Source organism: Chitinispirillales bacterium ANBcel5 (assembly GCA_029688955.1).
Taxonomy (GTDB): Bacteria; Fibrobacterota; Chitinivibrionia; order Chitinivibrionales; family Chitinispirillaceae; genus Cellulosispirillum; species Cellulosispirillum alkaliphilum.
The window spans coordinates 41,468-66,548 of record JARUKZ010000022.1; the positions used below are offsets into that span (position 1 = coordinate 41,468).

Below are 25,081 nucleotides of genomic sequence, written 5' to 3' on the forward strand. Positions count from 1 at the left end.
AATTATTATTTAGCGTATTCTGTGTATCTGCTTTCGCGAATGATTGTGACCTTAATTTGTCCCGGATATTCCATTTCTTCCTGAATTTTCTGTGAAACCTGACCAGCAAGTTCCTCTGCCTGCGCGTCATCAATTTGCTCCGGTTCCACCATCACTCTGATTTCGCGTCCAGCCTGAATAACAAAAGCTTTTTGAACACCGCGAAAGGAGTCTGCAATCTCCTCAAGTTTTGTGAGGCGGTTAATGTAGTTTGAGAGAGTTTCACGGCGCACGCCTGGACGGGTGCTTGAGATTGTATCTGCGGCTTGAATCAAAATAGGATACATGGAGATAGGGGGGACATCTTCATGATGCGCAGCAATTGCATTTGCAATAATTTCGTTTTCACCGTTTTTATTTGCTAATTCGGCTCCCAGCTCTGAGTGGGTACCTTCGGTTTCTCTGTCAATCGACTTTCCTATATCATGAAGTAATCCTGCCCGTATGGCTGTTTTGGAATCGAGTCCAAGCTCCGAGGCCATGAGACCGGCAAGGATAGCGACTTCTTTACTATGTTGAAGGACATTTTGACCATAGGAAGTACGGTATCTGAGCCTTCCCAGCAGATCAACCATTTTTGGTTTTAACCCATGAACATCAAGTTCAAAGATCACTTCTTCTGCTTCTTCTTTCATCATCTTTTCAAGCTCCCGTTCGCTTTTCTTAATTAATTCTTCAATGCGTCCGGGATGGATACGTCCATCGGTAATAAGTTTTTCAAGAGCCAGTCTGGCAATCTCTCGCTTTATTGGATCGAAACCGGAAAGGATTACAGCTTCTGGTGTGTCGTCTACTATAACATCGATACCGGTAGCTTCTTCAAAGGAGCGGATATTTCTACCCTCACGCCCGATAATACGGCCCTTCATTTCATCACTGGGCAAATGTACCACCGAAACGGTGGATTCAACCGTTGTATCAGCAGCACAGCGTTGTATAGAATGAATAATGATCTCTTTTGCTTCACGTTCTGCTTCAGATTTTGCCTGGTCTTTTATCTCCTTAATCATCTGAGCGCATTCATAGCGAACCTGACCTTCAAGGTTTTCAAGCAGAAGTTTCTTCGCATCCTCTTGAGTCATGTGAGAGATTTTTTCTAACTTATCGTTTTGAAGCGCAATCAGGCGTGAGAGCTCATTATCTTTGGTTCTGAGTGTCTTTTCCTTTGAATTGAGAAAGTTTTCACGGGCAGTGAATTCAGTTTCCCTTTTCCCTAGAAGCTCTTCCCGACGCTTTAGATCAAGATCCCCCTCCTTAAGCCTTTGCTGTTCCTGACGAATCGATTCGCGAGTTCTGTTTGCTTCCTTTTCAAACTCTGATTTAGCCTTAAACCACTCATCTTTTGCTTCTAAAATTGCAGTCTTTTTCTTTAACTCTGCCTCATTTTTCGCTTCTTTGATTATCCTGTCGGCATCTTTGCGTATCTGCTCCTCATGGCTTGCCTGATATTTTTTATCGGCAACTGTACGCCAGAAAAAGCCACCGATAAAGCCAAGTGGTAAGGCTATAACTACGGTAACTATTATGATAATGGACAAATCCATCTAACCCTCCTGAATGTATGTGAATATATGTATACAGTTCAGCTCTTAGCCGAAACTGGTTTTCGATTTCCGTAAACATGTATAATGAGTAATAAAGGCTTTTAGAAAAGCTGGAAGGGAATTAAAGATGTGAACAAATCAGGAATGATACTTCTTTAAGTTTCTAAAATTGATTCGATTCGGCGATTTAAAGTCGCCACCTTCTCCTCATACTCTCTTAATTTTTGAAGATCTTCCTCATGTTTGGCTTTGCTTTCAAACAGTTCTCCGGCAATGTTTAATGCTGAAAGAACGGTTAATTTTATATTATCCCTTGAAGCATTGCTGTTATGAAGCTCTGCTATTTTGGAATCAACATATTTAGCTACCTGTATGGTAGTTTCTGTGTCCACATCCCCTTTAATGGAGTACTCGACGCCTGAAATCGTAACACGCACACTTTTCATCGAGCCCACACTCTCCTCCAACCTATCCGGAAACCTTTACTGAACCGTTTCCAGCTTAGATAACAACCCCTGTATTCGTTCTGCCGCAGCATTAATTTTTTCTCTTTGCCCATTAGCATCGCTGCGAAGATTTTCAAGTTGTTCACTGAGTTCAAGATTTTCGTCCTCAAGCTCGGTGATTCTACTCTTTGATTGTTCACACTGCTGATTAAGACGGACTATCTCTTCACGGGATTCGGAGAGCTTTCCGATAAGTTCCTCAATTTTATTTTCCAGATCTGATAAAAATTCAATAGACAAAAGTGCTCCTTTTTTGGAATCTATAAAAATCTATATAAAAAGTAATTACATTCTTCTCTTTTTCGCTGCTAAGAGATTGTATTATTAATATATACTAAGCGGTACACCTAATACAATGCACCTCACTTATTTTGCTCTTTTTTTTACAATTATAGTATTAAGGCAGCACAAAAATCAGCTTCTTAAGACTACTCCATGCTTCTTTTTCATCACAGCAATGATTTTTTCACATAAACTTTCAACATCTTTGTCGCTCAACGTCTTCTCACCAGAGCGAAATGATACCGAAAACGTCACACTTTTAAAACCGTCACCAAGTTTATCTCCCCGATAAACATCAAAGGGTTCAACCTTTTCAACCAGCGGTGACTGGGTTTTAATCTCCTCTGCAACAATGGAAGATGAGATTTCATCGGCCATCACAAAGCTAAAATCTCTTTCCAAAGAAGGGTACTTAGGGAGCGGTGTATATTGGGCAAGTGGCTGCATTGAATTAATCCACTCAGTAATATCAAGCTGTGCATAATACAGAGGGCTCTTTATGCCAAAAAAGGTACACACTTTCCGGGAAATACGACCAGCAGTTCCTTGTATTAAATTACCTGAGATCGAAGCAGAATGAGTACCGTAAAGTGGTTCGGGAAGCTCAAGAACAGAAAAGGTAAGCTCGCCAAAATTACAGTTATAGGAGAGTGTCTCTAAAACTCCCTTAAGCATGTAGAAATCACAAGGTTTTGCCTCACTATTCCAAAAAGGACTAAAGAAATTACCTTCAATAATGATTGCAAGGATATCCCGTTCTGTGTGGTTTGAGATATCGCTACTATTTTCGAAGATTTTGCCAATCTCGAAAAATTTGTTATCATTGTTTTTGCGGTTGAGATTGTATCCAACTGTCTCAATGAGGCTTGGGGCCATGGTGGTCCTTAGCTCTGCCATATCCGGGTTAAGGGGATTGAGCAGGGCTATTGGGTTAACTTCAGGAGTAACAAGTTTGCGTTTGGCCTCACTGGTCATACTGTTGGTTGTAAGCTCATTGAACCCAAAATTACTGAGAGCATAACGGATACTATCTCTGTTATGCTCCTCTACACTTGTATCTTTTACAAGTGAAATGGGTACACACTCAATCGCTTCGATATTATCATAACCATACTGTCTGCCTACCTCCTCTACCAGATCAATTTCCTGGGAGAGGTCGTGTCTGAAGAGGGGAGTCGTACACTCTACAGTTTCTTCATCCTGTTTTGTGCAGAGTATGGATAGAGAGGTTAAATATTTAATGATTTGATCGATATCAATGTCGATTCCCAGAATCTTATTTACCTTTGATTTTCTTAGAGTTATTTTGCTTTCGCTCATGGGTGTGGGATAGTTATCAATGACCCCTTTTAAAACTGTTCCCTGGGCTAAATCCGACATAAGCGCAGCTGCGGTATCCAGTGCATCAACAAGCCCCTGGGAAGGATCAACACCTCGCTCAAATCGATACGAAGAATCGGTTGAGAGACCAAGGCGCTTTGATGTTTTACGTATTCCTATTGGTTCAAAATAGGCACACTCGAGAAACACATTTTTTGTGCTCTCTTTGATCTCTGATCCTGCACCACCCATTATACCTGCAAGTGCCACCGATTCTTTGCCATCGCAGATAAGAAGATCAGTTTCAAGCAGTTTACGCTCCACTCCATCCAGAGTAGTGAATGTACTTTGGGTTGATGATTCCTTTACCCTTATCTTTTTATCGTTAATCTCATCATAATCGAATGCATGCATTGGCTGACCATATTGAATAAGCATGTAGTTGGTGATATCGACTACATTGTTTATTGGTCTGAGACCGCTTAAAGAGAGCCTGCGCTGCATCCAGTCCGGTGATGGACCAAGTTGTACATTACGTACAAGCCTGCCCATATAGCGGGGATTGCGCTGGGGAGCGAGTATCTCAACGGAAATGGCGCGGTCAATAGGTTCATCATCTGCTTCGTTTGGCCTGATGGCGGTGTTTTTAAGCGGGACATTAAACTTTGCGCTTACTTCACGTGCAACTCCCTGAATGCTCAGACAATCTCCTCGGTCTGGTGTTATTTCAATCTCGATAATACAATCTTCAGGTATATAGTTGGATACTTCTGCTCCGATATCATACTCCTGAGGCAGAGACATAATGCCGCTTTGTTCTTCTGAGAGACCAAGTTCCTGTTCTGAACAGAGCATGCCAAACGATTCCATCGCGCGTATTTTGGCTTTTTTAATCTTAAAGTCGCCAAGTTTTGTACCAACGGTTGCCAGTGCAGAAATCATCCCTGCTTTTACATTAGGTGCACCGCATACAATCTGCACTGATTCACCAGACCCATCATCAACTTCACAGACCGATAGTTTGTCGGCATTAGGGTGAGCTGAAACGGAGAGCACCCGGGCAACTTTTACGCCCTTTGGCACAGATACCTTAGTTACAGAATCAACTTCAATACCTGCACTGGTAAGCGCGTCTGCTACATCCTCAACAGGGACATCTATATCAACAAAGTCTTTTAACCAACTATAAACTATTTTCATAAATTATTACCAGAAAAGAGTGATTCGTTTAAAAAAAGGTCGATTCAGAACTGACTGAGAAAACGGGTATCATTTTCATAGAACAAGCGAATGTCATCAATTCCGAATTTAAGAAGTGCAATTCTTTCGATACCCATACCAAAAGCAAAACCGGTGTATTTTTCGGGATCTATACCAACGCTTTTAAAAACGTTGGGATGTACCATACCAGCCCCCAGAACCTCAAGCCAGCCACTTTGCTTACATATGCTGCAGCCCTGACCTTTACATAAGAAACATTCTACATCTATTTCCACACTTGGTTCTGTAAAGGGAAAAAAGCTGGGTCGAATTTTGATCTTGGTTTCTTCATCAAAAAATCTTTTTGAGAAGGCAAGCAGAGTGCCTTTAAGATCGGCAAAAGAAACGTCTTTATCGACGTAAAGCCCCTCTACCTGATGAAAGAGGCAGTAACTTCTTGCACTGATCTCTTCATTGCGGTACACTCTTCCAGGCATAATAGATCTGATCGGTGGCTTTTGGTTTTCCATAACCCTGATCTGCACAGGGGAGGTATGGGTTCTCAGCAGGTGATTTTGATCGATATAGAAGGTGTCCTGCATGTCCCTGGCCGGATGGTGTTTTGGAGTGTTAAGAGCTTCAAAATTATAAAAATCACTCTCAACTTCAGGTCCATAGGAGACAGTAAAACCCATGCTTATGAAGATATCCCTGATCTGATCCCGTATTTGCATAAGGGGGTGCAATGAACCTTTGTGGAAAGGGAATCCCGGAAGACTGGGGTCAAAAGATTTGTCTACTACTTCAGCGCTTTCTTTTTTCCAGTGAGCTTTAGAAAATTCAGTTTCGACTAAAGAGCGAAGGCGATTTGCCTTTGCTCCAACTTCTTTTCTTTTTTGAGGATCAATGCTGCCGAGAGACTTCAACAGCTGACGAAAAACACCCTTTTTTCCCAGGTATTTGATTCTGAAACTCTCGGCTTCACTTTCGTTACTAATACTTTTAAGATCGGAAAGTACATTGCTTTCAAGCTCATCCAGATTATCTAATGTATAGGAGTCGCTTACCTCTGTCATTATAGTATCCTTAGGCCTTTACAGATTCTACGAGCTTTGTGAATGCCAGAGGTTCATGCACAGCTAAATGTGCCAGAGTTTTACGGTCAAGCTCGATTCCTTTTTGTTTGAGCCCCGAGATGAATCTGCCGTAAGTGGTTCCATTAAGGCGGGCGGCAGCATTGATACGCATAATCCACAGAGCACGAAAATTGCGCTTTTTTTGTCTGCGATCTCTGTAAGCGTATGTTCCCGCGCGATAGAAAGCGTCCTTGGCTATGGTAATACTGTTTTTACGTTTTCCAAAATATCCTGCGGTTTGACTTATAATTTTTTTGCGTTTTGCACGTGATGCAACACGGGTTTTTGCCCTGGGCATGATTTACTCCTTTAAACTTTTCTTTTTGTAGACTCAGACCATTGAACGTACTTTTTTCTCGATACCACTGAAAACATAAGCTGTTTTACGCAGATTACGTTTGCGTTTTCTGCTCTTTTTGTTTAATATGTGGCTTTTGTAAGCTTTTTTGCGTTTCACGTGCCCGTTTGCTGTAAGGCTGAAACGTTTACGAGCTGCTGAGCGACTTTTCATTTTCGGCATAACATGGCTCCGTTTAGTGTAAGTTGCGTCGGATTTTAAACCGATCTATTATGTTTTATTCAGAGTTCTTCTTTTCCTGCTCTATTTTACGGGTATACTCTTTAATTTTTATTTTATCCGGCACGAAGATAGAGGTCAGGTTACGACCTTCCATTTTCGCAGACATCTCAACCTGTGCGATATCCTTGAGCGCTTCATACAGACGATCAAGTACCTGTTTACCAAAATCGATATGAGTGATTTCTCTGCCTCTGAAAACCACAGTGGCTTTAACCCTGTCCCCTTTAAGGAGAAATTTGCGCGCATGATCGGTTTTAAAATTAAAATCATGTTCCTCAGTTTTAGGGTGGAATTTGACTTCTTTTAAATGGACGATATGCTGCTTTTTTTTGGCTTCTTTGGCCTTTTTAGATTTCTCATACTTATATTTGCCGTAATCCATTATTCTGCAAACTGGTGGATCGGCACTTGGGGCAACTTCAACGAGATCAAGCGAATAAGATTCAGCCCGGTCTAAAGCGTCCCCTATAGGCATAATGCCAAACGATTCACCATCAGGGCTTACCACCCTAACTCTTGGGACACGGATTTCATTGTTCACTCGTGTACTATCATCTCGTCGCTGGGGCATACGAAATCTGTTAATAGTAAACCTCCTGGTTTAGTTGGTACTTACTGTTTTTGCAGCGAATGATTCTTCAAGCAGCTCAGAAATAAACTGATCAACACTTCTGCTACCTTTATCACCCTGGCCGTGGCGTCTTAAAGAAACAGTTGCACTGTTTTGTTCCTTTTCGCCAACTATAGCCATAAAGGGAATCTTCTTTAGTTCCGCATCGCGAATTTTATACCCTATCTTTTCATTTCTCTCATCCAACTCTACTCTGAGACCAGCTGCCTGCGCCTTATCCCTTATGCTATTGGCATATTGGGAGAACTTATCTGAAATTGGCAGAATCCTGCATTGAACAGGAGAGAGCCACAGAGGAAGTGCACCACCATAGTGTTCAAGAAGTATGCCGATAAAACGTTCCATAGAGCCAAGAAGTGCTCGGTGAATCATAACAGGCCGCTTCTTCTCACCATCAGCGTCGGTGTATTCAAGGTCAAACCTTTCGGGCATACTGAAATCAAGCTGTATCGTACCACATTGCCAACTGCGTTTCAGGACATCTTTTATATGAAAATCGATCTTTGGTCCATAAAACGCTCCATCACCGGGATTGAGCTGATAGTCGATTTTGCTGCTTTCCAAAACGTTTTTAAGTGCTTCCTCTGCTTTGTTCCAAATGTCTATGGAGCCAATATATTGTTCAGGACGAGTGGAGAGCTCAATTTTGTAGTCCTCGAAACCAAAGGTGCGATAGATCATCGTAATGAAATCTATAACTTCAGAAATCTGCTCTTCAATCTGATTGGGAAGGCAGAAAATATGCGCATCATCCTGAGTAAATTGACGAACTCTGAAGAGTCCATGTAATACACCGGCTTTTTCATGTCTGTGTACCAGACCAAATTCACAGTACTTAATAGGGAATTTACGATAAGAGTGAGCATCGTTTCGGTAGACCAAAAGTCCGCCAGGGCAGTTCATTGGCTTAACTGCATGCATCTTTTCATCTATTTCGGTGAAATACATGTTATCCCGATACTTGTCCCAGTGACCGCTTCTGCGCCAAAGTTCTTCATTGAGAATGATGGGTGTTTTAATTTCCTGGTATCCGGCGTTTACATGTGCTTTTCTGCAAAAATCCATAACTGAATTGTAGAGCACCATTCCGTTTGGATGCCAGAAAGGAAACCCAACTCCCTCGTTGTGAAAAGAAAATAGGTTAAGTTCTTTTCCCAGTTTGCGATGATCCCGTTTTTGTGCTTCTTCAAGAAGGGTTAAATACTCATCAAGCATCGATTGCTTGGGAAAAGAGATACCATAAATACGCTGAAGCATAGGTCTCTTTTCATCACCCCGCCAGTACGCGCCTGCTACACTGAGAAGCTTAAATGCTTTTATGTACCCGGAATTGGGGATGTGAGGACCGCGGCACAAATCAACCCATTCACCTTGGTTATAAAGCGTTGGTTTACCTTCCAAATCCTCTATAAGTTCTAATTTATAGCTTTCACCCTTTTGTTTAAAAAGTTCAAGGGCATCTTCTTTTGAAACTTCATTACGGTCAAAAGTGATTTTGCGGGCGATGATCTCTTTTGCCCGCTTCTCTATAGCAGTAATCTCATCTGGTGTAAATGGTTTTTCAACATCAAAATCGTAGTAAAACCCATTTTCTATAGCCGGGCCGATGGCAATTTTTGCATCAGGGTAAAGTTCCTGAACGGCCTGGGCGAGAATGTGAGAGGAGGAGTGCCAGAAGATTGCTTTGCCTTCGGGATCATCAAAAGTGATAATTGAAAGCTGATCACCATCTTTAAGCTTGGTATAAGTGTCTTTTAGCTCACCATTAACTCTGCACGCGAGTGCGGCTTTAGCTAAACGGGGACTGATTGATTTAGCAACATCAATACAAGACGCGTCTTCCGCAGCTGGAAGAGTTCTCCCATCGGGTAAAATTATGTTCATATCTTTTCCAAAAAGCAGTAACTGTGTACATGACAGGAATTAACTACATTCCTGAAAACTGATTATCCTCTGTTTTACAAAAAAGTGCCACAAAAACGTTGTGGTGCCCCGGGGTAAGAGGAGGACCGAGGAGCATGTCGGAAATGGGCGTTACTGGATTCGAACCAGTGACCCCTACCATGTCAAGGTAGTACTCTAACCAACTGAGCTAAACGCCCGAAATCGTATAGCGATATTTACCCATAAAGGTGCGCTAAAGGCCTAAAATAGTAGATATCGGCAAAAATGTCAAACTAATTTATTTAAGCTAAATAAATAATTAGGATAATAGGGAAGAATATTTTGTGGGTATGAAAAAAAACACATGATAAGCTCTGCAGAAACCTTCTCACTCACTTTTCCAAAACAAAGGTCACGGGACCATCATTTAAAAGCTCCACTTTCATATCCGCTCCAAAAACACCAGTTTCTACTGTTTTTACGTGCGATTTCAATGATTGTACAAAATAATGATACATTTTTTCCCCAAACTCCGGGGGAGCAGATTTAATAAAACTGGGGCGACGTCCCCGGCTACAGTCTGCTGGAAGCGTGAACTGTGAAATTACCAATGCTTCGCCATCAATATCCTTTAATGATTTATTCATCTTTCCCTCCTGATCAGGGAAAATGCGCAAATCAGAACATTTGGCGGCAAGAAAATCTGCCGCTTCATTTGTATCGTTGTTTTCGACTCCCAGGAAAATCAAAATACCACACCCTATTTGACCCTTTATTTCGTTATTTACCGAAACTTTAGCCCTACTTACTCTTTGAAGTACTATTTTCATTTGTGGTTACTCATTTTGCGGTCATTTGAAATCAGTAATTAAAAAGATACATAAGGTGCAGTATAATGCAAGGCCCAAACTTTCACAATTTCTGATTGCATGGCACTGTATAGAATGTTTTATATTTATAAAAATTATACCCGGAGATTCTGGTATCCAAAGTTACTAACTCTCAGTGTTACTTAAAAAAGGCTTTCTCAATGAACCGGCAAGTATCTATCAAATCGTTCTTTGCAGTTATTTTGGTCTGTTATGGCACAGCTCTTTCATTCGATCTGACACTTTTTCCTCAGCAGGAAGAGTTGCTTTCATTAAGGAATATTAAGTACACCAATATGCTCCACACTGGAGCTGAAAACGATACCTTCTACATGCGTGGAAGATTCGGAGTTGATTTTCCTCTACTTGGAATGAATCTTGACCATATTAAATCGTGGGATATTGGTGTCACGGCATCAGCTCACATAAACATGATACCAGAGAATATGAAATTTGCCGTGGATAATTTCTATGCCATTCTCACTGTATATCTTACATCGCAGATAAGCGAACAATTCTCCTTTAAGCTCTATCCGGTATATCACCTGTCTGCTCATTTGGCAGATGGCCACAAAGGAGGAATTGATGAAGAAGACGTGAGGGCTGTAAGCAGTGAAATGGTACGGGCTGAATTGTATTACAGGTTTTGGGATTTCTTTGAAATTTCACCAGCATACGGATGGTATTATAATGTTGGAACACAAAAGGAGCTTAAGCAAAGATTGGATTTATCCCTTCTTGTGAAATCTGAAATTACCGCAGGGATCGAACCCCTTGTTTACCTTAAAGGTGAATTAGTTCATCTTGGTTACTGGCGTGGAGGTTTTGATGGTTCTGCGGGTATATTGTTTTCCAGGGGTACAAGGGGATTTGGTCTTTTATTCAGATATTTTAATCGCCCTCACACAAGTTATTATTATCAGGAGTATGAGAGAGGATGGGGTGTTGAATACTGGATTTTGAATTGAAGTTGTTTCATAGCACCTAAAACTATGGATGCATTATAAATGATATTTAATATATAATTTCCTAAGGAATTACTCTTAATGATCGGATACCAAAAATGACTCACATAAAAAAGTCTTCAAAACTGGATAATGTACTGTATGATATACGTGGCCCTGTTCTGGATGAGGCAAAGAGGCTTGAAGAGGAGGGCTACAGGGTACTGAAACTTAATACCGGTAACCCTGCACCGTTTGGACTCCTTGCACCCGATGAGATGATTCATGATATGATGCTTAATCTCAGCAATACCCAGGGCTACTGTGATTCAAAGGGGCTTTTCTCAGCCCGTAAGGCTATCATGCAATACTGTCAGGAAAAAGCGATCAAAGATGTAGAGATTGAAGACATCTTTATTGGAAACGGTGTCAGTGAAGTGATACAGATGTCAATGCAGGCGCTTCTTGATAACGGGGATGAAATCCTCATTCCTTCACCAGATTATCCCCTGTGGACTGCATCTGCCAATCTCTCTGGTGGTAAGGCTGTGCACTATCGCTGTGATGAAGAGTCCGAGTGGTATCCTGATATTGATGACATAAAGAGTAAAATTACACCAAATACTAAAGGTATCGTAGTTATAAACCCCAATAACCCTACAGGTGCACTCTATCCTAAGGAACTTCTTGAAAGCATAATCGAAGTAGCGAGAGAACATAATCTTATAGTTTTTGCCGATGAGATATACGATAAGATACTCTATGATGATGCAGAGCACACTGCTATGGCTTCACTGGCAGACGATCTCTTATTTGTATCTTTCAACGGATTATCAAAGACATACCGTGTTGCCGGGTTTCGTGTGGGGTGGATGGTCGTAAGTGGAAACAAAGCAGCAGCAAAGGATTACCTCCAGGGCCTCAATATGCTTGCATCAATGCGCCTTTGCAGTAATGTACCCGGTCAGTCTATTATACAGACTGCGCTTGGTGGATATCAAAGTATCAAAGATCTTACACGAAAGGGTGGTAGATTAAGTGATCAGCGTGAAGTGTGCTGCAAAATACTCGATCAGATTGATGGTATAACCTATGTGAAACCAAAGGCTTCATTTTACATCTTCCCTAAGGTCGATACCGCAAAATTCAATATAAAAAGTGATGAAAAGCTAATGTACGATCTGGTGCGAAATGAACATATCCTGCTGGTTCATGGAACAGGTTTTAACTGGCCAGATCCCGACCATTTCAGAATCGTATTTCTGCCAAGAGCCGATGAGCTTGAAGATGCATTGAACCGAATCAAAAAATTTCTGGTCAATTACCGGCAGGATGATTGATTGGTAGTGTCAGATCTGGTGATTGCAAAGAGGTAAAATAGCTTGCTTGGTTAGGTTAGTGAATGGTATCACCTCCAAACCGTGTGCTTCAATTATTTAGATAAAGCTCTCAGCTGATCTATTTGCATAGCTGCTGAGCGGTGTGGGGAGGATAATTCTGAATAAACAGCAAGAGTGGTTCTTACAAATCTTGTTGGCTTATTTGGGATGTATTGATTCTTGCCAATCGTGGACGCAGGCGGTGAAAAGTCGCAAAGAGAAAAAAACGATCACATCATGTGACCCCTTTTTTCTCTCTGGGGCATATTCCAATACTCTACACCTGCTTATCCTGCAAGGCCCAGGTACCAATTGGCGATGGAAAAGTAAATAATCACACCGCTGATATCCGCAAGAGAAGTAATAAGAGGCGCACTGGCGGTAGCAGGATCCAGTTTAAGCCGTGTCAGGACAAACGGAAGCATCATTCCAATAAGACTTCCAACCACAACTGTGCAGAGCATAGTGAGTGCTACAACCACCATGACCTCCGGTGCCCTGAACATGGCAACCATCGATACACCAAAACCCATTGCAATACCCATAAGAATTGAAATCGAGACCTCTTTTCTTAAGAAGTAAAACCAGTCCCGTAAGCGCACATCTCCTATTGCAAGAGCTCTGACCATAAGCGTTGCGGATTGAGAGCCAGCATTACCACCACTGTCTATAAGTAGTGGTAGAAAAAAGACCAGTGCCACTACCGCTTCGATGGTATCTTCAAAGTAGGCAATTCCTGCACCTGAGAACACATTCATAAATACCAGGATTAAAAGCCAGGGCAATCTTTTAGCCAGAAGCTCAGGGATAGTGGCTAATTTAAGGTTTTGTGATTTAAGCCCCGGAGCAGCTGCAAGGCGATGGAAATCTTCTGTGGTTTCCTCAGCCGCAGCGTCTGCGATCTCGTCGTGAGTAACAATCCCGGCCATTCTACCTTCACGATCAAGCACCGGCAACGCAAGAAGATCTGATTTGTTGAGTTCATTCACTGCTTCTTCAACAGGTGAATGCGCATGAAGGGTGATAATGTCTTTTTGCATGAAAGTATTAACAGGTTTATCGGACTTAGCAATAATGAGCTGTTTTAAAGAAACCACACCCAAGAGATGGCTGTTTGAGTCTACCAAGTATATATAATAGATCGCTTCTGCATCGGTGGATTCTCTGCGTATTTTGTTCAGGGCTTCTGCGGCCGTAATAGAAGGAGAAACGAAGGCATAGTTTGGGGTCATAATGGAACCAATAGTGCCTTCAGGGTAGGATTCAAGCTTTAAGATCTCCTCCCTTTTCTTTTGTGCCAGTTTGCGGAAAATTGCTCTGTGACGATCTTCGGGTAGTTCTACGAGAAGATCCGCGATTTCGTCATTTCTAAGATGAAGTACAAGGTCCAGAATCTCTTTTTCCTGCATCATATCAAGCAGTACAACCTGTTCTGATAACTCAAAATAGGTGAAAATATCTGCCTTTTTGTCTGGATTAAATAGCTTTAGTAACTGTGAGATTTCTTCATAAGAAAACCCTTCAAGAGCTTCCTTTGTGACCGAGGGGTGAAGGGAGTTGACGAGGGATTTGACTTCATCCAGGTATTTCCCTTCAAGGGCTTCGCGCAGCTTATCGTGCAGAATTTCTCTGTTCATTTACTTTACTCCATCGGTTTAGAGATAAGGCAGCATGAGGCGTGCCAAATACATATTCAAACCCTCAAAACCTTCTCAGGGATGAATGCCGAGGAGTGTATACCCTAAGGATATAGTACTTCTTTGATCACCCGCTGAATGTTGAGGCTAACTGTTTGGAAGCAACGAATTGAGTACTGAGTACACAAAGGAACATCATCATCACAACTGTGATAATCGTCACTATCCATGAGCAATCCTCCTTTCAGAAAACCGTAACCAAAAAAGTTCAGCTGCAAAATATAATCTGAGAATTTAGAAGTCAAAACAAAAGTAGATGATTACAAGGTTACCGGACGTGGTATCCGGCACCTTGTCATGTTTGTTGACAAACCGATCGATTTGGAGAAGTTTACTGCCATCTTTTTAGTTTTGGTATTACTTCATTTAGCATCGCCGAAGCCTTATGTTTGGGCATAATACCCTCTTTATCCATAAGGGTTACACAAAACTCAATCATCTGCTCCTTAGTTATATCGGGGGCGGTGAACGTACCATCTTTGAAGCAGTAAACGCAATAGTCATTACTCCTTACTCCAGTAGCTTCAGTACCGAAATCTTCCGGTTTTTGCATAGGCATAGCACAACTTTGACAAAATGGTCCCTTTTGCTGCATATCCATACTGTTCTCCTTAAATTATAGGTGAAGGTGAGCATACGATCAGGGCTCACCAGGTTTGGTCAGTAAAAGATAGCACTGTGTTGTGACAGCAGTATGTCAGGTTTGGTATATTTTTTTTATATTGGCGGCTTTAGTAGCAATAACTGATCGTATGTGGCAAGGTTCTATTACTTCAACATCGGGGCCAAAGCTTAAAATCATTCCATACAACCACTCATCCTCAGGCATCGCGGCGCAAACCAGCAAAGAACCATCATGCTGCGTCTCTATGAGCCGGGCAGGAAAATACTCCTCAACCAGCAGCCGTTTTGAGGGACTGAAGCGCAGAAGCAAAGATACTTCCTGTGCATTTTTCTGATCATTGATCAGTACCTCTTTACAGGAAACGTCGCGGGGTGAAAAATGCTCTTTAAGCACGTTAAACCCCCTGATACGTTTGAGTTTAAAAATACGGTACTCGTTTCTTAAACGACAAAACGCGAAAAGATACCAGGAGAATGACTTACATAAGATCGTAAGCGGTTCTACCGTTCGCTGGCTAACAGGTTTAAAAGGGGGGTAGTAAGAAAACTCAACAAGCAAGTTTTTAATTATCGCCTCATAAAGCTCCTGCATACACCTGTTTAATTGGTTATCCTGAGGGCCCCAGGGACTCATATCAAAAACAAGTGGCTCGCTTCGTTTACTTAACCGGTGCTTGTTTTCGGGAGAAATAAGACTATCTATCTTCTCTATAAGAAGCTCAAAGTGCTTATGTGAAAAGGTCGCGTTTATTCCTTTAAAGGCCGCAATAATTGACAGCATATCATCAAGAGTAAACAACTGACGATCTATTTTGTAATTTTCCATCAGGCTGTATCCACCACCTGATCCCTGGCAGGATACGATAGGAATGCCTGCCGAATTCAATGCCTCAATATCGCGATAAGCCGTACGCACAGATATGTCGAATCGCTCCGCGACCTGTTGAGCAGTAACTTTGCGCCTGCTTAGAAACATTATAACAATAGCAAGTAATCGATCTATCCGCACACGATTAACCCATCTTTTAAGAGTCCAAATGATCTGAATCTAGAGATTAGACGGTACGATTCAAAAACATCTCTCATTCTATGTATATAAAGTACAATTATGAGCGATGGAAAGTAAACATGGTGAAGGAAACAGTTAGATGGTAGCGTTTTAGTTTGTTGTTTGTGCTTGAGTTATCATCTTCTTTGGGGAACAAACACTCTGGCATTATATTTAATGAAAGGAAAGAACGCCCGACTCTACCCTGCCATTCTCAGGGAAAGTGGCGGGTGCATGGGCGCACCCGCCTGTATCTTAAGCACTTTTACCTGTTACCGGTAGTTTTACCAACTATTTCATCTCTTCCACCGGTCCGTAACATACCTTTTCACCTGGGAACCAATGTTTTGTTTTATTAGCGATTCTTACGAGTGTAAGCATGACCGGTACTTCTACCAGTACACCCACAATTGTTGCCAGTACGACCGGTGATGTAGGGCCAAAAATAGAAATAGCTACCGCCACAGCAAGCTCAAAGAAATTGGATGCACCGATCATTCCTGCCGGAGCGGCGATATTATGGCAGAGTTTTATCTTTCTACTCCCAAAATAGGCAACAAAAAAGATAAAAAAGGTTTGAAGTGTAAGAGGAACGGCAATTAGCAGTATGTGCAAAGGGTTACTCAGTATTACGTCCCCCTGAAAGGAGAAAATGATAACGAGAGTTAAAAGTAAACCGACGATGGTAACATTACTGAATTTTGTTATAAATACTTTGTTAAAGTACTCTTCACCTTTGTTTTTGATTACATTACTGCGGGTTAGTATGCCACCGATAAGTGGAATTACCACAAACAGTACAACTGATAGTATTAGTGTACCCCAGGGAATGGTAATACCACCAATTCCGAGCAAAAGTGCCACTATGGGAGTAAAAGCAAAGAGAATAATGAGATCGTTTGTTGCCACCTGTACAACAGTATAAGCTGGGTTACCCCGTGTAAGATGACTCCATACAAAAACCATCGCAGTACAGGGGGCTGCGCCCAGAAGAATTGCACCTGCAAGATAATCTCTGGCCAGATCCTGAGGGATTAGTGTTCTGAAAACGACAAAAAAGAAAAACCAGGCGATGACATACATCGAAAAAGGCTTGATAAGCCAGTTGGCTGCCCAGGTGATGTAGAGTCCGTTTGGGTTTTTTCTTACATTTTTAATGCTTGCAAAATCCACTTTCATCATCATAGGATAGATCATAAGCCAGATTAAAAATGCAATGGGAATCGACACATTTGCATACTCAAACTGAGCTAAAAAATCGGGTATTACTGGAAGAAAACGCCCGATCAGTATTCCTGTAACCATGCATACAACTACCCACACCGTCAGGTATTTTTCAAAAAAACCAATTCCTTTATTTTCTACTGCTTTTTTCATGATGTGAATAACTCCTTTTGATTAGAAAACGAAATTAGGTACATAATAGCTTAAAAGGCTACTATGCTCCTAAAGGTACAAGTAAGAGAGAAGTTTTGGCATTCCGTGTAACCGTATGGCTTACACTGCCCATAAAAACTTCCTGTACATAACCTCTGCCATGAGTACCCATCACAATGATAGAGGGATTAATCTTTTCAGCAGCAGCAAGAATATCCTGTGAGGGTTTATTGTAAGTTATTTTAGAATTGACAATAACTCCATTATTTATGTTAAGAAGCCTTGTTTTGAGTTCATTAAGCCGCGACCGGTCTATCTCATCAAACTCTTCAAGCATCTTCTTAGAATGTTTATCGAGTTTAATCCGATCCTGCACATGCATAATTGTAACTGAACGTGCGCCACTCTTCACCATATCTTCAACGTAGGTAAAAGCGGTATCGGCAGTTTGAGAAAAATCTGTTGGGAAGAGAATCGAGGAGTGAAAATCATCACAAATATCTATGCGCTCATCAGCATCAGGATTATCTGATTTCTTAGGAGTAATACGTACTACAAAGGTGGGTTTTTTTGCAGATTGTATTACTTCGGATGCAACACTGCCAAGAAGAATGTCTCTTGAAAGTGTATGACCATGAGAACCTACCATTATGAATGAGTAATTCTGCTCATGGGCGATGCGGTTTATCTCATTGTGAGGAGTGCCGAATGCAACTTCTGTAGAGGTTGAAAACCCCTCTTCCACAAGAATAGATTTTTGCTCCTCAAGAATATTTTGAAGTACTTCGTTTGATTCTGAGAGTGCAAGTGATGTCGCTTCCATATTACGTACACACTGCAAAAGCAGGATATCCCTGGTACCCAAAGGTTTTAAGCCTCGCGCACACTGCACCAGTTTTTTAGAAGCTTCCGAGAGATCTGTAGCAATTATACCTCTTGAAAACATAATGCACCTCCGGAAAAAAGGTTTAGAACAGGAAAAAGGAGGGTAAAAGCGAAAGTAATTCATGTAGAACTATATCTGTTTAAGATGTAACCATATATACCCTCATTTTAACTCTGTTCAGTTTTAATCAATTTAGTCCTTCAGGAAGTTTCTCAATAAACTTTTTTATATCATCTCTTACACGACGATAATGGGACAGAGCTTCCTCTTCACTTGCAGCGTTTTTTGCAAGACGCGGAGGATCATCAAACCCAACATGTATCTTTTTTACTTTACCAGGAAAAACCGGACACGTTTCATTTGCATGATCGCACACTGTGATCACATAATCAAAGGCTATATTCGCCAATTCATTAACGTGTTTTGAATGCTGTGGTGTGATATCGACCCCGACTTCAGCCATCACCTTTACTGCATTTTGATTCATGCCGTGGATCTCAATGCCAGCTGAATAGGGTTCAATAGTATCACTTTTAAGCTGGTGTGCCCACCCTTCCGCCATCTGACTTCTGCAGGAATTTCCTGTGCACAGGAAGAGAACCTTCAGTTTTTCCATTGTGTATAATCCTTTTTTGATGTGAAAATTTCTGTAGTACTAAGAACACCTTCCAGTAAGTCATAAATAAATGTAGTGTAAATAAAAGGTTTAGTTTTGTTATGGCATATCATGCAGACCACCTGGTTTTCTCTACCCACATTCACTTTTCTGACGTTTACATAGTTCTTCAACTCCGATACAAATAAGCTCCTTAATAAGATTTTCGTCTCTTTTTACCCTCTCATCATCTTCAAGCAGTGTTATTGAGAGATGTATTAATTCCCATACCCCGGGCTCGCACGTTACTTTTTCGACCAGGCGGTAGTAGATCCACCGTCCATCTTTACGGGATGTAATAAGTCCCGCTCCCTTGAGAATCGACATGTGTTTTGAAACCGTAGAAGGGGCCAGTTTTAGCATCTCGATAATCTGACAAACACAAAGCTCACCTGCTTTTAGTGCAAGAAGCACCCGTACTCTTTGAATATCTGAGAGTGCTTTGGTGACCGAAATATACCTGTCGATAGAAAGATTTGAATTATTCATCTTTTTAGTTCCCTGCATTCATTACTGTTAGCGATTATTGAACAAAGCCACTGGGCAAGATTATCATTGTATTCGATCCATGGAACTACAGCAAATTTGCTACAGTAGTTTTCATTTATTTCATTGATATAGCGTGCTTCTTCACTTTTCTTTGCAGCCAGAACAGGGTCGGAAACAGTAAGAGGACTAAGGCTGCTGTTTACAACCCAGGCAAAAGGGGTTATTTCCGCACGCTGCAGATCTTTTTGTAATCGAGCGGCTTCATGAACTGGGGTTGCTTCAGGCAGTGTAACAATAAATACTCTGCTGAAATTGGGGTCCCTCAACCGTGGTAGGAGATTTTTTACAGACTGGGGAAGATCACTCATGGTACGGGTCACTTCACGGTGATACGATTCCGCGGCATCAAGCAGAAGCAGTGTGTGACCGGTGGGAGCAGTATCAAGGACCACAAACCCATCATTACCTTTATCGACTTCCCGGGCAAAAGCCCTGAATACCGCGATCTCTTCTGTACATGGTGAACGAAGGTCCTCTTCGAGAAGCTTTTTACCCGCTTCATCCAGATCTTGCCCCGCGGTGTTCATTACTTCTTCAGCGTAATCTTTAACCTCTTTTTGTGCATCTATACAACCAACGGTTAAATTTTCTACACTTTCACCCAGCGATAAATCCAAATGAGCGGCAGGATCGGTTGTCGAAAGGTGTACCTTATGTCCCTTTGATGCCAGATTCAGAGCAATGGCGGATGCAACAGATGTTTTCCCTACACCTCCTTTACCCATAGTCATAATGACGCCTTTACCATCAGATTCAATCTCTTCCACAAATGATACTAAGGAATTATCTGTAAAATGTATCGGTTCCTTGTATCTGGGGGCATCAAACGATGTATCAATCGGACTTTTTTCGCAAAGCATTGCACGCAAGGAATCTATTCCAGAAAGCCCAAAGGGCAGGAGAGAGATTTTGCCTGAAGGTATGGATGAGAGTTCCTCAGGTATTTGCTCCAAAGCGCTGAGACATCGTTTTTCAAAAGCATTCGCGATCGGATCATTTTCAACTCTCTTTTCAAACACTCCATTTATAGCAAGGAAATGATTGGCAATTCCAAGTGTAATCAGCTCATTTCGTGTCCTTGCGGCTTCCCGTAAAGCCGAATCTTCGGGTCTGCTTACAAGCACAATGGTGGTCATATCTTTGTCCGCAAGTTTTTTCACTGTTGCCGTATAAAGGGCGTGCTGCTCTTTTAGCCCCGAAAGAGGGCCAAGGCATGATGTGGATCCGGTACTTGTTTCAATATACCCGCTCCAGGCTGAAGGAAGCTCAAGGAGTCTCAGTGTATGACCGGTTGGTGCTGTATCGAGAATGATATGACCAAACTTTGAAGTTAAAGAGGGGTCTCCAATAAGCTTTGAAAACTCATCAAACGCCGCTATCTCTACAGTACACCCTCCTGATAACTGCTCCTCAATGCTTCGTATTGAAGCTTCGGGAAGAATGCCCCGATAGGGTGCTACTATCTTTTCCCTGTACTGCCGCGCCGCCTCTTCGGGGTCTATGTTCAGTGCATAAAGTGTTGGTACCGATTTGACCTGCTGAGCCTCATTGGATAGCTCCATCCCCAAAACCTCATCAAGGTTTGAGGCCGGGTCGGTGCTTACCAGTAGCACTTTTTTTCCACTCTCCGCAAGTGATAGCGCAGTCGCACAGGATAGTGACGTTTTACCAACTCCTCCCTTACCGGTGAAAAGAAGGTATCTACTTGGTTTATCTAAAAATTTCATTGCTAATATCCCTGTTTGGGTTAATGTGTGCCTATCAAATCTTTTTCTAACTATTTAAAAAATGATAGTACAGAAAAGATCATGAACCGGGTGGAGCAGAGCTCTTTTTTTTTAGCAGCAGCCCGAGTCACTACAGCAGGAGTTTGTAGCATCACTGTCTTGCGATCTATCTGCGCTCCGGATTTCTATCCCACATATCTCCCCAAGCTCTTGTTTTGATAGATAAGCTCCGGTCTTAACAATTTGTTCGTCCACAATAGTGACCGGAAGACACTCATTGCCCTTTTCCTGAAGAATTGTGCGAATTTGTTCGTTCTGGGCAAAAGCAGCAGGCTGCTGTGCCAAATTATACCGCTCAACAGAGACACCCTTGTTTTTTAACCAATCCAGATCCGCACTTAATTTAGTTAAAGCAGGATCAACGCTTGGACCGCATACACCAGTTGGGCAACACATAGGGGGATCAAAAATCTTAATAGTTGTAGCCATAATGAACTCGCTTTCTGATTTCATGATTCTATAATTCGCCAAACGTAGAAATAATATACACCGATATTCGGTTTGGTGCAACAAAAATACCAAAGATAAAAGGAAAGATTTTTATGGGGCTAAAGGCGATAGATTGGGTCACCCCCGGGCGTCAATGGTGAAAGCGTGAAGGGATCCGTTTGGGGGGACCCTTGGGCTATGATCGCGGGAGGAATTTGGAATTTGGAATGAAGGAATGAAGGAATGTAGGAATGAAGGAATGTAGGAATGAAGGAATGTAGGAATGTAGGAATGTAGGAATGAAGGAATGTAGGAATGTAGGACTTTGTCCGGCGCTACCTCAGGGTGGGGGATAGAGAGACAAAAGTTTGCCCGGCGATCCCTCAGGGTGTTGGATAGGGAGGCAAAAGTTTGCCCGGCGATCCCTCAGGGTGTGGGATAGTGAGACAAAAGTTTGTCCGGCGATCCCTCAGGGTGTGGGATACGGAAACAAAAGTCTGGCTCGAGATTCCCCGGGGTGTATTGGGATTGTTGTCCCCGCGATTCTTGGTCGCACCTTTAAATTTTTATGGAGCTGAAGGCGATACCAAAATTACTAATGACTAAAGACCAATTACTAATTATAGGAAAATGATTAGAAAATAAACATCTTTCCCTTTTCTTGCTCAAACTTCAAGGCTCATAGCTAGTTGGGCTATGAGCGCGGGGAGAAGGGGAATGTGGAATGCAGGATTTTTTGAGCTCCATCACACCGTTTTGCAGTTATCTCTTAAGACCTCATCCCGGCCGTTGGCCACCCTTCTCCCACAGGGCTCATCCTTGCCCACACACAAACATGGTAATTAGAGTGAGGTGATTAACATGTGTGCTACAATTATCTATATAGGAAATGGATTACAGGATTTGGAGCTAAAGGCGATACCAAAATTACTAATGACTAATGACTAATGACCAATTACTAATTATAGGAAAATGATTAGAAAATAAACATTTTCCCCTTTTCCTGCTCAAAGCTCATAGCTCATAGCTCATAGCTCATAGCTCATAGCTCATAGCTCATAGCTAGTTGGGCTATTATCACGAGAGAAAAGGAGTATCATAATCTTTATCGCAGTACCGCTTCGTATCACGCCCCAGAAGAACTATTCACGCTTACACGGGGCAAGCACGTTTCATGGCGCCCCCGTGAGGAACCATTCACTTGCCATCAGTCCTCGCGGGGGGGTGGCCACCTTCGCCTCGGGCGACACGAAGTGATAAGAATCAGGAATTGGAATTCAAAGAATGAACAAAGAAATTATTTAATCACCAGCTCAAACAGCTCTATACAGGTTTCTATCGTTCTTAGGTGTTCGTTGCTTTGGTAGAGCTCTTCTGCTTTTTGAAGCATTGATCGTGAGGATTCCAGAGCTTGTGAAGAAATATTTTCTGTATCATTACTGAGTAGCTCCTGGGAGTAGGTTAAAAATGCCGAGCTGAAAGCCGCAGCGGATTCTTTTGCTACAGAGTAGAGCTCTTCAACTGCCTCGGTAACCTCTTCTGATAAAAAGTCAACACTTCTGCTGAAATGCCTGATATTAGAAGCCAGACAGGGATTACAGGTCTCTTCAGTAATATTGTTCACCCGTTCTATAAGAGTGTGGGCTCTTGAGCCGCTGCTTATGATTTGCTGGTTTAAAGAGTTATGGGTTGTTTGAAATTCAGCCACTTTCTCTTCGAGATTGGCAGGAGTCGTTGCCCAGGTTGAAGGTTGAAGCAAGCTGATAAGCACACTGTAGTGTTCATTGAGCGCGGAAGCTGTCTCAATTTTTGCCTGGTTCTCCGCTAAATCCTTTAGTGCCTGTTTTGGTGTCAGTGCGTCGGAGTAAACGGTATAAGCAAAAAAGAGCAACAGCACTGTTGCAATTTTAATTCCTGTAAGCATTTTCTTTAGGCCTCCATAGTAATTTCTGATAATCAGCTAATGCTTTAAAAATAATTTAATGGTATTGAACAATGCACCTTTTACCATGACCTTTCAAATAAAGATGGACAACTTAGGTATCTATTAGTAATTCTCGTTTTCATTTTTCTGAATTATTAAGGCCCATTTCGATGCCCTCGATAAGTTTTTCCTTTGTGTCTCTGCCCTCAATACGGTGGTACTCCTCACCATCTTTGAAAAACACGAACGTGGGAAGCGTTTGGATCAAGTGTTGGCGCCAGATGGTGTTATCATTGTCGGTATTAAGTTTTCCGATCAATACATCATCACCGAACTCCCGGGCGATACTATCGATAATCGAAGTCATAGCGTTGCAGGCAGGGCAGCGTGGGGAGTAAAAATCCACCATCGAAATACCCTCTCCCTCTGTAACTATTTCATGAAAATTGGTGGAATCAAGCTCTACATACCCCGTGGCACTGCTTTGGGTTGTATCACTGTCTACTTCTGTTTCTCTCACCTCTTCAGTAACATTTGCAGAGTCAGAGTCCGCTTTTTGAGAAGACTGAGCCTGGGGACTGTTTAAGCAACTCATAAACAAGACAATCACAAATAAAGAAAACGCTTTCATCTTTATACCTCTTTTTCCAAATGAATCAATTCATGAAAAGATAAGTGGCCAGTGCAACCATTACAGTGGCAATGATAATTTTTATGGCTACCATGTTTTTCTGTGTACCTTTTGCCAGATTGTTCCAGGTCATTCCTTTATATGCTGCAATCATGACAATCTGCAGTGGAACGATAAAAAGGAAGTTATAATAAAGCAGATACAGGTATCCCTGAATTCGGTAGCTTTCATGTTTGGGCAGTGCTCTGAGGATTGGCAGATAGGTTTGAGCGGTGCACATTGTTTCAAAGAGTGTAACAATAAAACCGGTAATAAAAGCACTGATAAGTAAGTTTTTTCCGGTAAGCTTTTTCTTGATAACATCATGAATTTTCATTTTAACCGAATCGGGGAGCTGCAGCTTGATGTTTTTAATGTTTTTAGTTTTATGAAACACAAAGGCATCACGCAAAGAGAGTACAGCCACGAAAGCGCACAGGGCAATGGCAGACCATCTGATTCCCTCTGAAACGAAATGGAATCGTTCAAACGTTCTCAATGCATGAAACGCACCAAGACCTATGGAAAAATAGGTTAAAAAAACTGCAAAGATATAGGTCTGACCAACCAGGAGTGTCCGTTTGAAGTCAAGTTTTTGAGTGGCCAGAAAAGAGATCAGAAAAATCATGGTGGCTATAGCACAGGGATTAATTCCATCAGCCAGCCCGGCAAGGGTTATAAGCCAAAAAGAGAAGCCTCTGAACGTTTCCCCAATGATATCGTAATCACTATCTACTATTGTGGTTTGAAATTCAGGTGATTGCAACTTTTCTAAAATCAGCTGTTCACCGTTTTGCATGATGTTATTGTAGCCGAGCAAAAAAGTATCGGCAACAAATAAGCTTATAGGGTTACCCTCGATGATGCCGTACTGTCTTTCAAAATTGAGGAGTTTGCGTATTTTTTCGTCTTCATTGATATCGTGATTTTTAATCGTTAAGGAGGAGCTATGTTCTTGCTGCAGTGGCTCTAACACTTCACGTTTTATGGTATTACACTCTCTGCAGGTGGATGCACCAAAGAAATGAACGGTAAGCGTTTGGGTCGTGTCTTTTGAAAACGAGCTTGAAACTATAATGAGTACAAGAAAAAAGCAGGCAATAATAGAGCGATCTTTCATT

25 protein-coding genes and 1 tRNA gene are annotated in these 25,081 nt (G+C 41.9%); 2 read left to right on the top strand and 24 right to left on the bottom strand.

Annotation, left to right across the window (positions count from 1 at the left end):
* Positions 1–5 precede the first annotated feature (5 nt).
* From rny to dtd, 11 genes are all read right to left on the bottom strand, one after another.
* Positions 6–1,583: a ribonuclease Y gene (gene rny / locus QA601_12365; protein ID MDG5815877.1), complete on the bottom strand. Its 1,578-nt coding sequence runs from the start codon at positions 1,581–1,583 to the stop codon at positions 6–8.
* Positions 1,584–1,738: 155 nt separating this feature from the next.
* The gene (locus QA601_12370) at positions 1,739–2,029 is read right to left on the bottom strand and encodes a cell division protein ZapA (protein MDG5815878.1); all 291 of its coding nucleotides are present in this window, start codon (positions 2,027–2,029) and stop codon (positions 1,739–1,741) included.
* Positions 2,030–2,065: 36 nt separating this feature from the next.
* A complete protein-coding gene (gene zapB, locus QA601_12375) occupies positions 2,066–2,329 on the bottom strand; it encodes a cell division protein ZapB (protein ID MDG5815879.1) in 264 nt (87 codons plus the stop codon).
* A gap of 174 nt (positions 2,330–2,503) precedes the next feature.
* Complete coding sequence (gene pheT / locus QA601_12380) at positions 2,504–4,891, bottom strand: phenylalanine--tRNA ligase subunit beta (GenBank protein ID MDG5815880.1); 2,388 nt, start codon at positions 4,889–4,891, stop codon at positions 2,504–2,506.
* Between the two features lie 44 nt (positions 4,892–4,935).
* A complete protein-coding gene (gene pheS / locus QA601_12385) occupies positions 4,936–5,967 on the bottom strand; it encodes a phenylalanine--tRNA ligase subunit alpha (protein ID MDG5815881.1) in 1,032 nt (343 codons plus the stop codon).
* Between the two features lie 10 nt (positions 5,968–5,977).
* Entirely contained in the window at positions 5,978–6,325 is a 348-nt protein-coding gene (gene rplT, locus QA601_12390) for a 50S ribosomal protein L20 (GenBank protein MDG5815882.1), read from the bottom strand.
* Between the two features lie 33 nt (positions 6,326–6,358).
* Positions 6,359–6,547: a 50S ribosomal protein L35 gene (rpmI, locus tag QA601_12395; protein MDG5815883.1), complete on the bottom strand. Its 189-nt coding sequence runs from the start codon at positions 6,545–6,547 to the stop codon at positions 6,359–6,361.
* A 55-nt stretch (positions 6,548–6,602) separates the two neighbouring features.
* On the bottom strand, positions 6,603–7,178 hold the full coding sequence (gene infC, locus QA601_12400; protein ID MDG5815884.1) for a translation initiation factor IF-3: 576 nt from the start codon (positions 7,176–7,178) through the stop codon (positions 6,603–6,605).
* 30 nt (positions 7,179–7,208) lie between these two features.
* Positions 7,209–9,122, bottom strand: a complete 1,914-nt coding sequence (gene thrS, locus QA601_12405) for a threonine--tRNA ligase (protein MDG5815885.1) — start codon at positions 9,120–9,122, stop codon at positions 7,209–7,211.
* A 144-nt stretch (positions 9,123–9,266) separates the two neighbouring features.
* Positions 9,267–9,340, bottom strand: a tRNA-Val gene (locus tag QA601_12410).
* 174 nt (positions 9,341–9,514) lie between these two features.
* Entirely contained in the window at positions 9,515–9,952 is a 438-nt protein-coding gene (gene dtd / locus QA601_12415) for a D-aminoacyl-tRNA deacylase (GenBank protein ID MDG5815886.1), read from the bottom strand.
* Positions 9,953–10,152: 200 nt separating this feature from the next.
* Between dtd and QA601_12420 the strand changes: the two genes are divergently transcribed.
* The gene (locus QA601_12420; GenBank protein MDG5815887.1) at positions 10,153–10,959 is read left to right on the top strand and encodes a hypothetical protein; all 807 of its coding nucleotides are present in this window, start codon (positions 10,153–10,155) and stop codon (positions 10,957–10,959) included.
* A 95-nt stretch (positions 10,960–11,054) separates the two neighbouring features.
* Positions 11,055–12,275: a pyridoxal phosphate-dependent aminotransferase gene (locus QA601_12425; GenBank protein MDG5815888.1), complete on the top strand. Its 1,221-nt coding sequence runs from the start codon at positions 11,055–11,057 to the stop codon at positions 12,273–12,275.
* Between the two features lie 326 nt (positions 12,276–12,601).
* Here QA601_12425 and mgtE read toward each other — a convergent pair whose 3' ends face one another.
* The 13 genes from mgtE to QA601_12490 all read right to left on the bottom strand — a co-directional run bounded on the left by mgtE (position 12,602) and on the right by QA601_12490 (position 25,080).
* A complete protein-coding gene (gene mgtE / locus QA601_12430; protein ID MDG5815889.1) occupies positions 12,602–13,951 on the bottom strand; it encodes a magnesium transporter in 1,350 nt (449 codons plus the stop codon).
* Positions 13,952–14,055: 104 nt separating this feature from the next.
* A complete protein-coding gene (locus QA601_12435) occupies positions 14,056–14,181 on the bottom strand; it encodes a hypothetical protein (protein MDG5815890.1) in 126 nt (41 codons plus the stop codon).
* A 161-nt stretch (positions 14,182–14,342) separates the two neighbouring features.
* Positions 14,343–14,612, bottom strand: a complete 270-nt coding sequence (locus tag QA601_12440; protein MDG5815891.1) for a zinc ribbon domain-containing protein — start codon at positions 14,610–14,612, stop codon at positions 14,343–14,345.
* A gap of 96 nt (positions 14,613–14,708) precedes the next feature.
* Entirely contained in the window at positions 14,709–15,644 is a 936-nt protein-coding gene (locus QA601_12445) for a YafY family protein (GenBank protein ID MDG5815892.1), read from the bottom strand.
* A 330-nt stretch (positions 15,645–15,974) separates the two neighbouring features.
* Positions 15,975–17,060, bottom strand: coding sequence for an ACR3 family arsenite efflux transporter (gene arsB, locus QA601_12450; protein MDG5815893.1), 1,086 nt, complete (start codon positions 17,058–17,060; stop codon positions 15,975–15,977).
* A 61-nt stretch (positions 17,061–17,121) separates the two neighbouring features.
* Positions 17,122–18,006: a universal stress protein gene (locus tag QA601_12455; GenBank protein MDG5815894.1), complete on the bottom strand. Its 885-nt coding sequence runs from the start codon at positions 18,004–18,006 to the stop codon at positions 17,122–17,124.
* A 127-nt stretch (positions 18,007–18,133) separates the two neighbouring features.
* Complete coding sequence (locus QA601_12460) at positions 18,134–18,562, bottom strand: arsenate reductase ArsC (GenBank protein MDG5815895.1); 429 nt, start codon at positions 18,560–18,562, stop codon at positions 18,134–18,136.
* A 132-nt stretch (positions 18,563–18,694) separates the two neighbouring features.
* The gene (locus QA601_12465) at positions 18,695–19,090 is read right to left on the bottom strand and encodes a metalloregulator ArsR/SmtB family transcription factor (protein ID MDG5815896.1); all 396 of its coding nucleotides are present in this window, start codon (positions 19,088–19,090) and stop codon (positions 18,695–18,697) included.
* The gene (gene arsA / locus QA601_12470) at positions 19,087–20,877 is read right to left on the bottom strand and encodes an arsenical pump-driving ATPase (protein MDG5815897.1); all 1,791 of its coding nucleotides are present in this window, start codon (positions 20,875–20,877) and stop codon (positions 19,087–19,089) included. The genes QA601_12465 and arsA overlap by 4 nt, the downstream gene beginning before the upstream one ends.
* A 111-nt stretch (positions 20,878–20,988) precedes the next feature.
* A complete protein-coding gene (arsD, locus tag QA601_12475) occupies positions 20,989–21,366 on the bottom strand; it encodes an arsenite efflux transporter metallochaperone ArsD (protein ID MDG5815898.1) in 378 nt (125 codons plus the stop codon).
* A 1,297-nt stretch (positions 21,367–22,663) separates the two neighbouring features.
* A complete protein-coding gene (locus QA601_12480; protein ID MDG5815899.1) occupies positions 22,664–23,290 on the bottom strand; it encodes a hypothetical protein in 627 nt (208 codons plus the stop codon).
* Positions 23,291–23,429: 139 nt separating this feature from the next.
* Positions 23,430–23,921, bottom strand: a complete 492-nt coding sequence (locus QA601_12485; protein MDG5815900.1) for a thioredoxin family protein — start codon at positions 23,919–23,921, stop codon at positions 23,430–23,432.
* Between the two features lie 25 nt (positions 23,922–23,946).
* Positions 23,947–25,080 carry a hypothetical protein gene (locus QA601_12490; GenBank protein MDG5815901.1) on the bottom strand — a complete coding sequence of 378 codons (1,134 nt, stop codon included), beginning with the start codon at positions 25,078–25,080 and terminating at the stop codon, positions 23,947–23,949.
* Position 25,081: the final 1 nt, after the last annotated feature.